Below are 14,906 nucleotides of genomic sequence, written 5' to 3' on the forward strand. Positions count from 1 at the left end.
CAGACGCCTTCTAGCATGGGTTCGGTACCGCATTCGGCATGCAGGCATTCCTCGCAAAAAAATGCTGCTCGAAGTGGCCTGCACCGTCCGACACGCTCTGATAGGGTATGCGAGGCGGTGAGGGGCTCCTGCCCTCCGTTCGTTGCGAGTTAGCGGATTGAGAAAAGTGGATGACTCGAACCTTGCTCAGCGGATCAGCAATCACCTATCTGACGGTAAATGGAGAGCAATACCATGGAATATAATGCAGCGCGTGCTTTGGAGCTCCTGCGTTTAGGTTCGGGACGACTCGATGCTACATTCCGGGATGGCCAAGAAGAAGCTATACGCCACATCGTCGAAGGTAAGGAGCGCTTGTTAGTCGTTCAGAAAACCGGCTGGGGTAAGAGCTTCGTATATTTCATTGCTACTAAGCTGCTAAGGGAGGCTGGCGCTGGACCCGCGTTACTGATCTCGCCATTACTAGCTTTGATGCGAAATCAGGTTGTAGCGGCAGAGCGAATGGGTGTGCGAGCGGCCACGATTAACTCAGACAACAGGGAGGATTGGGCTGCGATTGAAGGCCAGCTTATTGCTGGTGGCATTGATATCCTCCTGATATCGCCCGAACGCCTCGCTAATGAGCGTTTCCGTACCCAGGTTCTGGCGCTGGTCGCTGCACGAATCTCCCTGCTAGTTATCGATGAGGCGCATTGCATCTCCGATTGGGGGCACGACTTCCGCCCACACTATCGATTGCTGGAGCGGATGGTCAAAATTATGCCTCCCAACCTTCGTTTGCTTGCTACCACCGCCACGGCAAACAATCGGGTTATGGATGACTTAAAGGCGGTGCTTGGTCCCAACATTGAGGTTGTCTGTGGAGATCTCAATCGTGCATCGCTTTCGTTACAAACCATCCGCCTTCCTCGCCAAGAAGAGCGTCTTGCATGGCTTGCTGAAAGGTTGGCCGCATTGAATGGGCACGGCATTATTTACACATTGACTGTGCGAGATGCTCTGCTAGTAGCGGGATGGTTGAAATCTCAAGGCTTTAACGTCGAAGCCTATACAGGGCAGACTGGTGATCGTCGGGAGGAATTTGAGCTTGCCCTGTCTAACAATGAAGTCAAGGCTCTTGTCGCGACACAGGCGTTGGGCATGGGTTATGACAAGCCCGATCTAGCATTTGTGATCCATTATCAGATGCCAGGTTCCGTGGTCGCCTACTACCAGCAAGTTGGTCGTGCGGGGCGTGCGTTAGATGCTGCCTACGGTGTGCTACTCAGTGGTGAGGAGGAGACTGAAATCACCGATTGGTTTATCCGTAGCGCTTTCCCGACGCAAGAGGAGGTCGCGGAGGTTCTAGGTGCGCTTGAAGATGCACCTGATGGTTTATCTGTCCCGGAGCTGCTCAGCAAAGTCAATTTGAGTAAGGGCCGGGTCGAAAAAACTGTGGCGTTGCTTTCGCTGGAGGCGCCAGCGCCTATAGCTAAACAAGGTGCTAAGTGGCAGCTTACCGCGGCAAACCTTAATCAAAGCTTTTGGGATCGCGCAGAGCGGCTTACTTCGCTGCGACAGGGTGAGCACCAACAAATGAGGGACTATGTCGGATTACCATTCGGCCAACATATGGCGTTTTTGATTGATGCCCTGGACGGAGTCCCCGGTACGGTCAAGAAGCCAGCTCTACCTCCATTGCCCAGTACAGTGAGCGTTGGTTTGGTCAAAGCTGCGGTCGCCTTTCTGCGGCGTACGAGTCTTCCCATCGAGCCTCGCAAAAAGTGGCCTGACGGCGGAATGCCGCTGTATGGCGTAAGGGGGCTTATTCCGGCCAATCGTCAAGCCCAGCCCGGTAAGGCTCTTTGTATATGGGGAGACGCCGGTTGGGGCAGAATTGTGCGAGATAATAGATATCTTGACGGCTATTTTTCCGATGAGCTTGTTCAGGCATGTGTCGAAATGATTAAAAACTGGGGGCCAACTCCCGCTCCGGAATGGGTTGCTGCGATTCCGTCTCTGAAGCATCCAGAGATCGTACCCAATTTTGCAAAAAGGCTAGCCAGTGCGTTAGGCCTACCTTTTTACAATGTTCTCGCGAAGACGGAGGACAGGCCGGAGCAAAAAACCATGGCAAACTCTACTCAGCAGGCCCGCAACATTGATGGGTCGCTTAAAATCGATCAGATAATTCACGCGGGACCGGTGCTCTTGGTTGACGACATCGTCAATTCTCGATGGACTCTAACTGTCGCAGCTTGGCTGTTACGAGAAGCCGGTTGCGATGAGGTTTGGCCTATGGCCCTTTCACTAACTGGCCACGATGAATGATGTCACCTCTTTCACCCAATACGCAGGCGATACTGTTGCTTACGGCACCACTAATTGTTGGACGTGGCGTGCAATCGCCAGACCTACTATCGCCTGCCGAATACAAGCGTTTAGCTAGTCATTTACACCAGATCCAGAAACAACCTGCCGATCTTCTTACCGCGGAATCCACTGAGATTCTTCGTTTATGTCGGCCAATAGCAGATGAAAGTCGACTACAACGGCTGCTGGGACGGGGCTTCTTGTTGAGCCAGGTAGTCGAGCGGTGGCAGACACGGGCTATCTGGGTCATTAGTCGAGCTGACCCTGAGTATCCGCGACGTCTCAAAGCTCGTCTTCGTGCTGATGCGCCAGCAGTGCTCTACGGGTGTGGAGATATTTCGCTGCTTGAATCGGGTGGGCTCGCTGTCGTCGGGTCGAGGAAAATCGACGACGCATTAGTCGACTACACCATGTCCATCGGAGGGCTGGCAGCTTGTGCCAACAGAACACTTATATCGGGAGGGGCTAGGGGGGCTGATCTGGCTGCAATGCGGGGTGCATTGCAGTCGGGTGGCAAGGTCATTGGTGTTCTAGCGGAAAACTTAGAGCGAACTGCCATGAGTCGTGAGGAAAGGAATTCCTTGCGTGATGGAAAATTAGTTCTTGTTTCTGCTTATGATCCTAATGCCGGCTTCAACGTTGGTCATGCTATGCAGCGTAATAAACTCATTTATGCGCTGGCCGATGCATCCTTGGTCGTGAACACGGACCATAACAAAGGCGGGACATGGGCTGGTGCTGTGGAGCAGCTGGATAAGCTCCAGTATGTGCCTGTATTTATTCGATCAACGGGTGAGCCCTCTACCGGCCTTGATGCTTTGGGTAATCGGGGGGCGATACTTTGGCCGAATCCTCAGGATGTCGAAGCCTTTAACCAAATATTTGCGATCAAGGTTTCTAGCACAGACGCGCCTCAGCAACCAAAACTCTCATTATCGTCCGCTGATGAAATAGAGAGCTTGTCGGTGTCTGAGCCAATGACAGAGTCGCAGACTTCGTTAGAGGCGTCTTGTGAACCTCTACTTCCTATAAGTAATTGCGTCGGCAGAGATGCTGTTGAGCCAACGTTGAAAGTTGTGTCTGAAGTAATGGATTCCTTCCCAAGGGTACAAGTGGATCACGCGGATGTACTTTTTGCTACGGTAAGAGATCTGATTAAAAAGCTACTGATAACCCCGACAAAAGATGCTGATATTGCTGCGGCTTTAGACGTGACAAATGGGCAGGCAAAGGCATGGCTTCAGCGCCTTGTTGAAGAGGGTGTTATCGAAAAGCAAAAAAAGCCTGTGGGCTACGTGGTTAAGCGATCTGAGTTGTTTAAGTAGCGTTGTAGGTGGTTATGCACCCTAGCCAACTCGGTCTTTGTGCCGGCGAGCTTATCCATGGGCTCGATGGCGAACCAGATGGCGTCGATGCGGATTATTTGGCAAGCTCACGCACAAAGCGTGCGCATCACTCAGGATGGGAAATTTGTCATTTGACCGTGATTGATAGTTCGCCAACGAGTATCTCAATGACCGCCACTGCCCTAGTCCGCCCTTTAGACGAAGCCTTCGACGGAACAAACGCAGGCGGCGCTGCAGCTGACTAATCCCGGTAGAGCGGCATCCATTTGCAGATGACATTAGCATTGATGTCATGGGCGATGGCAACGCTGGAGAGGGTCGCGCCGGGTTGCAGGCATTCCTGAACGACCTGGACTTTGATCGGTTTCGGCTAAGAGCGTCGTTGGCGCATGAAAATCCAGGCGATAGGGCGATCGCGTCCGCGTAGAAATACGCGGACATCATCGTCCCTAATGCTGGAGTGCGGAAGGTGTGTTCCCGGAACGCCTGCGCATATCCAAATATATCCTGTCGACTATAAATTATAGTCAACAGGATATATTTGGATATTTGCGCTGGTAGCTAAGCATCAGCACTGCAACGCTACGCTCGCGTTCACGAGCCAAGGATCGCGCCACACCGTCATAGTGCGCTCGTGCAATCAACTCTGGTGGTAATGGCAGAGCAGTTTAGCGGCCAGCGTTTAATCCAGAGATGAAAGGCAGCAAGTCAGGTAGCGCTACTCAGGTAGATGCCGCGAGCGAGTTTGTGGTCATCGGGTAGCTCCGACATGCCCCGTATCTCGTCATAGCATGAAGACCTGAAACCTGAGGACAACTATTTCAGAACTGGACGCTCGGTAAAATAAGCTGCAATCAGCTGCTTGCGCATCCCTTTGAGATAGGAACTGAGGACCGCTAACCAGAATAGGTTTTTGGCTCGGGTAACTGCTACATCTCAGTTAACGAGCTAGTGTTTTTTGTTGAAATTCCTTCCGGTGCCTCGAGGCTACCAGCAAGTAGTCCGACAGGCTCCTCAAGCTCCGTCTGCGCCGCGACACGCAGAAAACGCTGGCCGGCGTCCGGCTTTGAAGCGAGTATGGCCCGGGCTTCGCGAATGAACTGATCGCGCATATGCCATTTGTCAGTTTTAACCTTACGACGTCCCTTCATTTGCATCCTCGCAAGCCAGGTTCACTGATGCGCGCTTATCCAAGCTGATACCTCAAGATCCGCCTGAGCAGGCCGTCATCTAAAACATTAGCCACGGCGGCATCATCTCAAAACGCGACCGCTGACCGGGCAATAGCCTAGTAAAAATCAGGTGAATCATCAAACGGATAACTATCAAGTAGAATAGCCGGCTTGTGCGCTTGCAGCGCTGCCAGGAAAGGCCGATTACGGAATAACTGATGAAAATTTTTACGCCCTTGCCCGGGGAGTATGTTGCGTCTGTGCTACAGAGAGGGAACGAGATGATGGGCCTCAAAACAGTAGCGTTGAAAGACTTTCACATAAAACCATTGCCCAGAAAAGGCTACGGAAACGCACTTGGTGATAAATATGAATCTAGAGCACACGCCGTATTTCAATTCCCTGATTTCTTTACAGAAAGAAACGTATCTGAAGAAGTTCTAAAAAACCATACCTTGTACCCGCTGACTGCGGCACTTGCGCGAACTAGAAAAGATATTGCTGTAACCCCAGCGGTTTGGAGGAAAATTTGTCCTATTTGTGCATTAGAGGATTTTGAAAACTATGGCACGGCATATGTCCACCGGAGACATGTCCCTACGTCGGTACAAGTCTGTAGCGTGCATGGCTCAAGACTCATGGATAGATGCACAACATGCTTAACGCTAATAAAAAACCATCAGATTTCTAAACTGAGCATATGCAGCCAAAAATATAAATCTCAAGTCGAAGAGCAAGACTCATTCAGCTTCGCCTATTCAAAATTTGTTGCCGACTTGTTGACGTACAATGGTGCCACGCCTATGTCATATAGAACTGATTGGGTGATTATTAATAGTATTCGCTTGAGATATGAAAATGAAATAAAACAAAATGAAAACTTCATAAAAAATCTTATAAAAACCAAATTCGGCGTAGACGTAAAAACCCCTATTTCCAATACTTACTCAGACAACAATTACACTATATTCGCGTTTCTTGGGTGCCAGACTGCCGAAATATATTTTAATTTATTGCTCAGGAGCGAAGCATCTGCTCGACAAGTAAAATAGTTAACACATATAAGTTATTGACTCTAAAGCGTAGAATTTATTGATAGTAAATCATGCGGTTGAAAGTATATGTAATACTTCCTCCACAGTGACATGAGGCACCCTGATTCCGGCAAATCGGTATACAACACTCACAGCGCTTTGCTCAGGCGGAAGATAATGCCTCACTGCCCAGTAGATTTTACGAATTTGATAGTCATGATCAGATTCCAGCATGTCCTTCATCAGTAAAAAGCTTATTGGAAATTTACCTGGCCTCCTCAAAAAATCGTAGCTATGGGCGACTTTCCTGCCCAGCGCCGCGCGGGTGATCTTTTGAGGCCTGCTCTGTGTAGATAGGATCTGATCCCTCGCCACTAGCAGATCTCGAGCTAGCGCTAGATCTCGTGCGTCCCAATCGACTAACTCCGGCCTTAATCGGATAAAGGGATGTGCAGACACGTAATCTGCTAGCCACTCCCTATCATGGCGGTACAGCCACTGATAGCCAGGCTTTTCATGACATTTCATATTGAGGCTGCTTGAAAACACTGCCCGACGCGCCTGGACTTCGCCGTGATCGATAGTGGTACCAGGGTCATTGCCTTTATGTGCTTCTTCGTTGCAAGTATCAGCTTGAGGATCGAAAGCCCTTAGCTGTTCGAGGTCTGTCTCAAGGAGCCAGCAAAGAAAATAAAATTTCAAAGGCTGTATGACCCTCTCGCGGGGGCGCAAGACTGTAAATACCCAGTCACAGGAGTGGCAGATCTCCTGAAACTCATTAGCGAGAGAGCTAAGTAAAAGACTCGGCGTCAAGAAAGCCCGTAACGCCTGCTCCTTAATCCTGCCGGACTTGAGAAATCCCATCGTCTCCAACCGGTATCCCAGGAAGTTACCAGCTAGGAGCCTCTGCACATCCGTAGGATGATTGAGAGCCCATAACTGCATCTGACTTACGATATCAAATGCAGATTCGGCAGGAGTCTCCATGATCTGGGAACCTACTGCCTCTCCCGGGAGCAGCATGCAGCGCCAATCGGCTCCATCCGGAAATGTAATTGCGCGGAGCGCCTTCCCATGCAGGGGGCAAACACAAACGCCCATCGCTTGGTGAATACGGTGCCAGTAGGCCGAGCCGCAATTGCGACTGTCTTCAGCAACGCAGCTTTCGCAATATCGAAAGGACGCATGCTTGAGGAAACCTGACGCTGTGAGGCCTAAGCTCATCTTAAGACCAGTTCCGGAGTTACCAGCCATCGCGGCTCGCGCGGCACTGCGCTTCGCTTCGCTTCACTCAAAAAAGGCTCATAGAGAGGTAAAAGCGTAAAACGGTTAATTAGCTCGTTCACCGAATAGGCCCGGGCTAACTCCTGAGATAAGGTCCCCAAGCAGCATGGCAGCATGGCAGCATGGCAGGATTGAGCCGCAAGTCCGAGAATACACGCCAAATAAATCCTGGCTTGTCCGGCGATAACTGTGGTTTGCCGATAGTCTGTGATAGCGCACCGCTAGGCTGTAGAGCAACTCATCGGGAAACGGCTGAGGAAACCAATGCAAGCGCTCCATTGACTTGGCTCCCGCGATGCATGTCACCAGGCAGAGTCCGGATCCACCCACCCACGCTGTTTAAGTTGCGCCTCCACATCATCGCCTTTAGAAAAATGGGCGCTTTGTAGTGTCTCGTTGGCAACCGGAACTACTGGCTTGCGGACCGACTTCACAGCCTCTGTTTCAATATGCTCGACGGGTGCAATCGCTGCTTGGGCAATGAGAGAAAGGTGAGTTCTATCGGCACGGCGCGCCAGATCGTAATTCATCATCTGCGCGATCTGGTCCTTTGTAGGCATCATGTCCTCGAAGTCAGCGATCTGCAATGGGTCGCCACTCCGGAGTGCCTCAACGGGCTTATGGAGGAGCCTCATCTGATTGTCGTACACCTGCTGAAGTAACGCTGGTGAGATAGAGTCGATGCCCTCCCAGATTGCGTGACGCTGAGAAAGCATTAGGAGTTTGGCTAAAAAGTCAGTGTTTCCTTGGGTGAGATCGTAGATTTTGGAAAGCAGCCGCCCCGTCAACGGGGCGGGGGTTTTGGTCCAGTCGTAAGCCCAGAGTTGGGACACCAAGTGCGCCCAAAATGGATCATCCTCGGAGAATCTGTCAAAAGCGATCGGCCCCATTCCCGCCGCACGGCGAGCATTTCGTAATACACCTGAAAACAGCGGAAGCATTGCATTTGTGCCGACATAGACCAGTGGGACGCCCGCGTCATTCGATAGTGTCACGAAGAAATTGAGCAGCTTTTCACGATCCTGGCCGCCTCGAGACGAGCAAAGGTGCTGCATTTCATCAATGATAAGCGCGCCAATAGAAAAGGTTTTGCACAGTTGACTGATGTTTTGAAGCATGACACTGATGCTGCGACCAGTAGAGCCTCTGCTGGAATATTTCTCGATGCCTAATGCCGCATCCAACGAAGAGAAGAAAGCCGCACAAAACCCCCGTAACGAGCCATCGTGCGGACATTCGATCTTGAGCCACACCACCTGCGTCTCAATGAATATCTGCTCCTTGTATTTACTGTGGCTGATCACCTGTGGATAAAGTTTGGCAATGGCGTTGAGTGCGGTCGTTTTGCCCATTCCGCTCAACCCGATCAGGGTCATTGTTTCTGCGGTGGACATAAATCCGTGCCCCTTGATTTCCGCAGAAGAAGGCAATCGGTGCTTTACGGTGGACGCATGCAAAGGATTGCGTCCGGTGTACCCGTACCGAATCAACTGACTGAACAAATCCTCCAGTCGCAGGTGGATTTCAAATGGTACGACGACGTCCTTCAGCCTGTTAATCCCATGACCACGAAGTTTCGGGTCCATCGCCCTTTCCGTCTCATTAGGCCGTGCAGGGGTGTTTCCGATGCGTCTGACGACATCAACATCCGACAGAATCTTGGGGAGGCACTCAATCAGGGGATTACCATCGTATTGAGGCATGCCAGTCGAGACGTACTCAGCAGGCGCAAAACTGAAGTCACTCATGATTGGCCTCGTTATCCGCGTTGATCACCAGTTTCAGAAAAGCAGCGCTCCTGCCCGAAACAGGTTTCTCGACTACTGGATTTGAAATTTCAACTGCGTCTGGCGAGTTATTTACAAGTCGGAGTTGATTTAGATCAGCGGTATGCAAGTCACGCTCATTCTGAGTTTCTGTGGCACGCTTCGAACGTTTGTCACGCTTAAACTCAGCGTCTGATTCTGGGTTGCCTTGGGCCCTCCGTTTAGCTTTCGCCCGGTCAAGGATTTCCTCCTGACGACTCTGGAGGAGTGCTCCAGTGGCAGCATCTTCATATCGGGCGTCAGGCGAGACCTGGTTCAAAATCTTGATCATATCGAGGACCTCCTCCATACGAAGCCCAGCATACTTAGCACGGTGCTGCGGTACGATGGTCAACGGCTCGAAACCGGCCTCAGATTTGATCCAGCAATTCTCGATCGAGTTTGGATCATAAAAAACCCTGACGTACCTGGTTTTGAAATTGTGAGAGCGTTCCAACCACTCTGAACGGATAGCCGTTTCACACGTGTACTGCACGCCTTGAAAACTGATACCGCCACGGCCGATGCGACACTCCTGCGAGGGCAACAACGCAATCTTCAGCTCCGCGGGCGACACGACTTTCGAATTCAGAAGATTGTTTGCCATAGACCAATTCCACATAGCTATCGGAGTGGGCTCTACTTCCGCAGCGATCATCTCCCGGCTCAGCAGATGAGGGACGCGAAGGCTCTTGTTGTGAGCCAGAACACCGACGATGACCATTTCAGTAAACTCATCGATATCGAAGATGGCGTCCAACTGGTAGTCACGATCACCACGCTCCATTTTCCGAGCATCTACGCCGCCCGGGGAAAATTTCAAATCCAGCTTTTCGTTGATCAGGCGAAACCGGCTCTCAATGATACTTTTCCAGTCCGGCCGAAACGGTGGCAAAATCTTGAGGACCGTACCTAAAGTCTTTGTCATCGTCTCCCCAGCTTCACTGAGCAGCTCGGCTCGATCTGCGACAATTTCAACTGGCAGGTGGGCGCACGGCCAGTCACCTTCATCAATATCAATGTTGTAGCGTTTGCAAAAATCTTTCTTGGCAGTGCAGGCGTTGTAGATGGCATGCCTAGCGCCATTCCAACTGGGTCCCTCAAGACCGACATGAACGCCTACAATCATCCTAGTGAACGTATCGACCACTACATACAACACTGGCCTGCCAATAAGCCACAGCCGATTGACTCGATGGACCAGATATACATCAGCAATGGTCGAGTCGATTTCGTACCGATGGCCGGCACCGACCAAACCCTCCGAGGCAGACCCGACTAGCGGACGATGGTCTTTGTTGTAACGGATTGCACCGCCACGAGTCTTCAACCTATAGAGTTCATCAAAAAACAGTTTTCCATGATGATTCAGTTGGTGGATGGAGGGATAGATGCCGCGTATCAGGTTTCCTTTCGAACCATCGGACTTGATCGACCTATAAAATTTATCGAGCATCCATTCATGCGCTCTCTTTAGGCTGCCACATCTGCCGCTGGCAACGCGACCATAAGCTAGACGGATATGACCCATGTGTCGCGCTTCGAGCAAAATTGCGCCACCATCATCCACTACTACGCCACGATATTTAAGCGGTCGGCCAGGAACTATACCGGAGGTACGGTTTTTTGATTTCCCAGGACCTCCACACGCACTTGTATTCCATAAAAAAGCGTTACGTGTCTGCCCCATGCTCCAATACCGATATAGCAAGCGATAAATTTGTTTTCGGTCTACCCCCATCACCAGCGCATGATTAGCAACGAGAGCTCCAAAGTTAGACGTTAAAATATCGAGTGGAACCTGACCCTCCACTAAACCACGTACCAGTCCCCAATTCTTTTCCCTGCTTATTTTTTCATTCTCTCCAATCTCATCATCGCTTCGAAGCAGATGCATGGGCACCATTTCAAGATTGAGCACCGCCGCACCATTATTTATCTCTTCAACTAAAAGCGACCTTTCAACGCGCCAAGGCTTAGATGGATTCGTTCCCAATTCAATAACTAAGACAAAATCATCCCTTATGCCTAAAACCCTAACTGGTTTCTTCAGAAGACCAGAGCTCTCACCTGGAGAAACGATAGTGTTAACGCCCAGACTAAGCATGGCGGGGCACCTCAATTTTTGGTGCAACGGAAAAGGACGACTCACTAACCCAGACGCGCAAAGGCTCGGATAAGCTTATCAACCTAGTAGTTAGGTCCGTCTTAAGCCTACCCGTCCATAAAAGATGATGGAACAGCCGCTTAACACCCATATATTCGATAAAAATTGACCTTGAAGCTTTTTCTAACAGTGCTTTTAAGGGCAATTGATCAGTCGCACATTCAGCTATATATTCTAGCAGCCTATTGACATTATTATCCGTAGGCAAAGAAGGATGTATATGTGCATAACTTCTAAGAATAGTTAAGTTTTTTATTTTGATTTGCGAAAGATTTTCATGGAAAACAAGTTTCCATTCTACCTTCCTGATAGCCCAGTACTTTGCTTCGATTTCAAGCTTTTCTGCCATCCGATTCCGCTCCCTGATACCGGCTTCCTCAAACTCCTTTCGATACTTTACAGAACGCGCGGCCAGCCTTTCTTCGCCCTCTGAATCTATGAAAGTGATAAGGAAGTCTGTAGTCATAACGACAGGGACCTGAGTACCCGGGTACACAGGGTGACGGAAGTTCAGACTCGAAGCGATCGCTTGAGTTTCAGCTTGTGTTAAAAGCGGAAATTGCTCGCGCACGTCGATGATAGAGGGATCCTGCTCAAGGATCAGGTGATAGTCACGCTCAGCGTTGGATAGCAGGTGATGGCTGCGATGGAATTTCACTCCCGGCACAAGGTGAGACACACCCCTCGACTGTATATCCCAAATCTTGATCCAGGGCTCATAGGACTCTCTTACGCCGGAGCCACGACCTGATTTGATTTGATTTTCCTATCAATCTTCCGCTGAGTCATCAGTCTGGAGGCAGCAGGTTTTCTTGGTGCAACGGGCGCAGATGTCATTTCAAGAGTCGCTCATTGTTAGGCGACCCACTCGATCAGAACGGCACAGGGCATGTGGCGTGGGGAATTCATGAGCGGGTTTAGCCAGGACAGAAGTGACAGTGGCGAGGTAGATAATGAGCCGTTATTCCTGAACCTGCCACTACCCCGGCAAAAGCGCCGGGATAGAGCCTTGTGACACACTTTAGCGACTTGTGACAACCTTTATTATTTTGTGACAACCTTTATTCTTTGGAAACAACCCTTTCTCGTGACCGCTAAACGTTACTCGACCGTCACCGACTTGGCCAAGTTACGCGGCTGGTCAACGTCCGTGCCCTTGAGCACCGCCACGTAGTACGACAGCAACTGCAGCGGGATGGTGTAGAGGATCGGCGACAGGGTGTCGTGGATGTGCGGCATGTTGATCACATGGGTGCCTTCGCCGTTGGTCATACCGGCCTTTTCGTCGGCGAACACGATCAGTTGACCACCACGGGCGCGTACTTCCTGCAGGTTGGACTTGAGCTTTTCCAACAGTTCATTGTTCGGCGCCACGGTGACCACAGGCATGTCGTCGTCCACCAGGGCCAATGGGCCGTGCTTCAGCTCGCCGGCAGGGTAGGCTTCAGCGTGGATATAGGAGATTTCCTTGAGTTTCAGGGAGCCTTCCATTGCCACTGGGTATTGCGCGCCACGGCCGAGGAACAGGGTGTGGTTCTTGTCGGCAAACAGTTCGGCGACTTTCTCTACGGTGCTGTCCATGGCCAGTGCTTCGCCCAGGCGGGTGGGCAGGCGACGCAGTTCTTCTACCAGGATGGCTTCCACACCTGCAGCCAATGTGCCGCGCACCTGGCCAAGGGACAGGGTCAACAGCAGCAGGCCCACCAATTGGGTGGTGAAGGCCTTGGTGGAGGCTACACCGATTTCGCGGCCGGCCTGGGTCAGCAGGGTCAGGTCGGACTCACGCACCAGGGAGCTGATGCTGACGTTGCAGATCGCCAGGCTCGCCAGGTATCCCAGCTCTTTGGCATTGCGCAGGGCCGCCAGGGTGTCGGCGGTCTCGCCGGATTGGGAAATGGTGACGAACAGGGTATCGGGCTGAACCACCACCTTGCGGTAGCGGAACTCACTGGCTACTTCGACCTGGCACGGGATGCCGGCCAGTTCTTCCAGCCAGTAACGGGCGACCATGCCGGCGTGGTAGCTGGTGCCACAGGCGACGATCTGCACATTGCGCACTTTGGCGAACAGCTCGGCGGCTTGCGGGCCGAAGGCGTTAACCAGGACTTGCTTGTCGCCAAGACGGCCTTCCAGGGTGCGTTGCACCACGGCCGGTTGCTCGTGGATTTCCTTGAGCATGAAGTGGCGGAACTCACCCTTGTCGGCAGCTTCGGCGCCGTCGCGGTACTGCACAGCTTCGCGCTCGACGGAGTTGCCGTCGACGTCCCAGATCGCCACGCTTTCACGGCGGATGTCGGCGATATCGCCTTCTTCCAGGTACATGAAGCGGTCGGTGACCTGACGCAAGGCCAGTTGATCAGAGGCGAGGAAGTTCTCCCCCAGGCCCAGACCAATCACCAATGGGCTGCCACTACGAGCGGCAACCACACGGTCCGGTTGGCTGGCGCTGATCACAGCCAGGCCGTAGGCGCCATGCAGTTCCTTGACCGTGGCCTTGAGGGCGGTGGTCAGGTCACTGTGGTCCTTGAGCTTGTGGTTGAGCAGGTGGGCGATGACTTCGGTGTCGGTGTCCGAGGTAAAGACGTAGCCCAGGCCCTTGAGTTGTTCACGTAGCACTTCGTGGTTTTCGATGATGCCGTTGTGCACCACCGCAATATCACCGGAAAAGTGTGGGTGGGCATTGCGCTCGCACGGTGCACCGTGGGTCGCCCAGCGGGTGTGGGCGATGCCCAGACGGCCCGCCAGGGGCTCACCGGCCAGGGCCTGTTCCAGTTCGCTGACTTTGCCCGGGCGACGCATGCGCTCCAGCTTGCCCGCGTTGCTGAAGACCGCCACGCCGGCACTGTCGTAGCCACGGTATTCCAGGCGCTTGAGGCCTTCGAGCAAAATGGCGGTAACGTTTCGTTCAGCGACTGCGCCTACAATTCCACACATGGTTTCTCTCCTAGATGACTGCCGCGCAAATCAGCGTAATGCCGCGGGCTTGAATCTGGTCGCGGGCCTCAAGCGGCAGGCGATCATCGGTAATAAGGGTATGGACGCTGCTCCAGGGCAGTTCCAGGTTGGGGATCTTGCGGCCGATCTTGTCGGATTCGACCATCACCACCACTTCACGGGCGACTTCGGCCATCACTCGGCTCAGGCCCAGCAATTCATTGAAGGTGGTGGTACCGCGCTGCAGGTCGATGCCGTCAGCGCCTATAAACAGTTGGTCGAAGTCATAGGAACGCAGCACTTGTTCGGCGACCTGCCCCTGGAACGAGTCCGAGTGCGGGTCCCAGGTGCCGCCGGTCATCAACAGCACCGGCTCATGCTCCAACTCACTCAGGGCACTGGCCACATGCAGGGAGTTGGTCATCACCACCAGGCCGGGCTGATGGCCCAGCTCCGGGATCATCGCGGCGGTGGTGCTGCCACTGTCGATAATGATCCGTGCGTGTTCACGCAAGCGCTTGACCGCCGCACGGGCGATGGCGCGCTTATGCACAGAAATCGGTTGGGCAGGATCGCCGACCAGTTCCTGGGGCATGGTGATGGCGCCACCGTAGCGACGCAGCAGCAAGCCGTTGCTTTCCAGCGCGGCCAGGTCCTTGCGGATGGTCACTTCGGAGGTTTCGAAACGTTTGGCCAATTCGTCCACGCTCACCTCGCCCTGCTCGTTGAGCAAGGTGAGGATGTTGTGGCGTCGTTGTGGTGTATTTCGTTTCGACATGGTGATGATAAGTTTCGGTTCGAAAGATAACGAA

At 52.4% G+C, this 14,906-nt stretch carries 11 protein-coding genes and 1 pseudogene; 3 read left to right on the forward strand and 9 right to left on the reverse strand.

What is annotated here, in order from left to right; translation table 11 throughout:
- Positions 1 to 234 precede the first annotated feature (234 nt).
- Positions 235 to 2,310, forward strand: a complete 2,076-nt coding sequence (locus PSH73_RS26760) for a RecQ family ATP-dependent DNA helicase (RefSeq protein ID WP_305461683.1) — start codon at positions 235 to 237, stop codon at positions 2,308 to 2,310.
- Entirely contained in the window at positions 2,310 to 3,677 is a 1,368-nt protein-coding gene (locus tag PSH73_RS26765; RefSeq protein WP_305462743.1) for a DNA-processing protein DprA, read from the forward strand. Before PSH73_RS26760 ends, PSH73_RS26765 begins: the two co-directional genes overlap by 1 nt.
- 262 nt (positions 3,678 to 3,939) lie before the next feature.
- Here the strand turns inward: PSH73_RS26765 and PSH73_RS27150 are convergent, their stop codons facing one another.
- The gene (locus tag PSH73_RS27150) at positions 3,940 to 4,059 is read right to left on the reverse strand and encodes a transposase (protein WP_370694609.1); all 120 of its coding nucleotides are present in this window, start codon (positions 4,057 to 4,059) and stop codon (positions 3,940 to 3,942) included.
- 568 nt (positions 4,060 to 4,627) lie between these two features.
- The gene (locus PSH73_RS26770; protein ID WP_305461685.1) at positions 4,628 to 4,849 is read right to left on the reverse strand and encodes a hypothetical protein; all 222 of its coding nucleotides are present in this window, start codon (positions 4,847 to 4,849) and stop codon (positions 4,628 to 4,630) included.
- A 239-nt stretch (positions 4,850 to 5,088) separates the two neighbouring features.
- Here PSH73_RS26770 and PSH73_RS26775 point away from each other — a divergent pair, with 239 nt between their 5' ends.
- The gene (locus PSH73_RS26775) at positions 5,089 to 5,922 is read left to right on the forward strand and encodes a TniQ family protein (protein ID WP_305461687.1); all 834 of its coding nucleotides are present in this window, start codon (positions 5,089 to 5,091) and stop codon (positions 5,920 to 5,922) included.
- Between the two features lie 51 nt (positions 5,923 to 5,973).
- Here the strand turns inward: PSH73_RS26775 and PSH73_RS26780 are convergent, their stop codons facing one another.
- The 7 genes and pseudogenes from PSH73_RS26780 to PSH73_RS26805 form a co-directional block, all read right to left on the reverse strand.
- Positions 5,974 to 6,891 (reverse strand): TnsD family Tn7-like transposition protein, encoded by a 918-nt coding sequence (locus PSH73_RS26780; protein WP_305461689.1) that lies wholly within the window; start codon positions 6,889 to 6,891, stop codon positions 5,974 to 5,976.
- Positions 6,892 to 7,026: 135 nt separating this feature from the next.
- Positions 7,027 to 7,158, reverse strand: a pseudogene (locus tag PSH73_RS27155) (hypothetical protein); the annotation flags it as partial.
- A gap of 332 nt (positions 7,159 to 7,490) precedes the next feature.
- The gene (locus PSH73_RS26785; protein WP_305461691.1) at positions 7,491 to 8,936 is read right to left on the reverse strand and encodes an ATP-binding protein; all 1,446 of its coding nucleotides are present in this window, start codon (positions 8,934 to 8,936) and stop codon (positions 7,491 to 7,493) included.
- Positions 8,929 to 11,100: a Mu transposase C-terminal domain-containing protein gene (locus tag PSH73_RS26790; RefSeq protein WP_305461693.1), complete on the reverse strand. Its 2,172-nt coding sequence runs from the start codon at positions 11,098 to 11,100 to the stop codon at positions 8,929 to 8,931. Before PSH73_RS26790 ends, PSH73_RS26785 begins: the two co-directional genes overlap by 8 nt.
- The gene (locus PSH73_RS26795; RefSeq protein ID WP_305461695.1) at positions 11,093 to 11,818 is read right to left on the reverse strand and encodes a TnsA endonuclease N-terminal domain-containing protein; all 726 of its coding nucleotides are present in this window, start codon (positions 11,816 to 11,818) and stop codon (positions 11,093 to 11,095) included. The genes PSH73_RS26790 and PSH73_RS26795 overlap by 8 nt, the downstream gene beginning before the upstream one ends.
- 443 nt (positions 11,819 to 12,261) lie before the next feature.
- Complete coding sequence (glmS, locus tag PSH73_RS26800) at positions 12,262 to 14,094, reverse strand: glutamine--fructose-6-phosphate transaminase (isomerizing) (protein WP_057961234.1); 1,833 nt, start codon at positions 14,092 to 14,094, stop codon at positions 12,262 to 12,264.
- A 10-nt stretch (positions 14,095 to 14,104) separates the two neighbouring features.
- Positions 14,105 to 14,872, reverse strand: coding sequence for a DeoR/GlpR family DNA-binding transcription regulator (locus PSH73_RS26805; RefSeq protein ID WP_029290123.1), 768 nt, complete (start codon positions 14,870 to 14,872; stop codon positions 14,105 to 14,107).
- Positions 14,873 to 14,906: the final 34 nt, after the last annotated feature.

This window comes from Pseudomonas sp. FP2294, from assembly GCF_030687625.1.
GTDB classification, from domain to species: domain Bacteria; phylum Pseudomonadota; class Gammaproteobacteria; order Pseudomonadales; family Pseudomonadaceae; genus Aquipseudomonas; species Aquipseudomonas shahriarae.

What these genes read in the sequence shown, in the direction of transcription:
- PSH73_RS26760 (WP_305461683.1), top strand. Translation starts at nt 235, where the DNA reads ATGGAATATAATGCAGCGCGTGCTTTGGAGCTCCTGCGTTTAGGTTCG.
- PSH73_RS26765 (WP_305462743.1), top strand. Translation starts at nt 2,310, where the DNA reads ATGTCACCTCTTTCACCCAATACGCAGGCGATACTGTTGCTTACGGCA.
- PSH73_RS26770 (WP_305461685.1), bottom strand. Translation starts at nt 4,849, where the DNA reads ATGAAGGGACGTCGTAAGGTTAAAACTGACAAATGGCATATGCGCGAT.
- PSH73_RS26775 (WP_305461687.1), top strand. Translation starts at nt 5,089, where the DNA reads ATGAAAATTTTTACGCCCTTGCCCGGGGAGTATGTTGCGTCTGTGCTA.
- PSH73_RS26780 (WP_305461689.1), bottom strand. Translation starts at nt 6,891, where the DNA reads ATGGAGACTCCTGCCGAATCTGCATTTGATATCGTAAGTCAGATGCAG.
- PSH73_RS26785 (WP_305461691.1), bottom strand. Translation starts at nt 8,936, where the DNA reads ATGAGTGACTTCAGTTTTGCGCCTGCTGAGTACGTCTCGACTGGCATG.
- PSH73_RS26790 (WP_305461693.1), bottom strand. Translation starts at nt 11,100, where the DNA reads ATGCTTAGTCTGGGCGTTAACACTATCGTTTCTCCAGGTGAGAGCTCT.
- glmS (WP_057961234.1), bottom strand. Translation starts at nt 14,094, where the DNA reads ATGTGTGGAATTGTAGGCGCAGTCGCTGAACGAAACGTTACCGCCATT.
- PSH73_RS26805 (WP_029290123.1), bottom strand. Translation starts at nt 14,872, where the DNA reads ATGTCGAAACGAAATACACCACAACGACGCCACAACATCCTCACCTTG.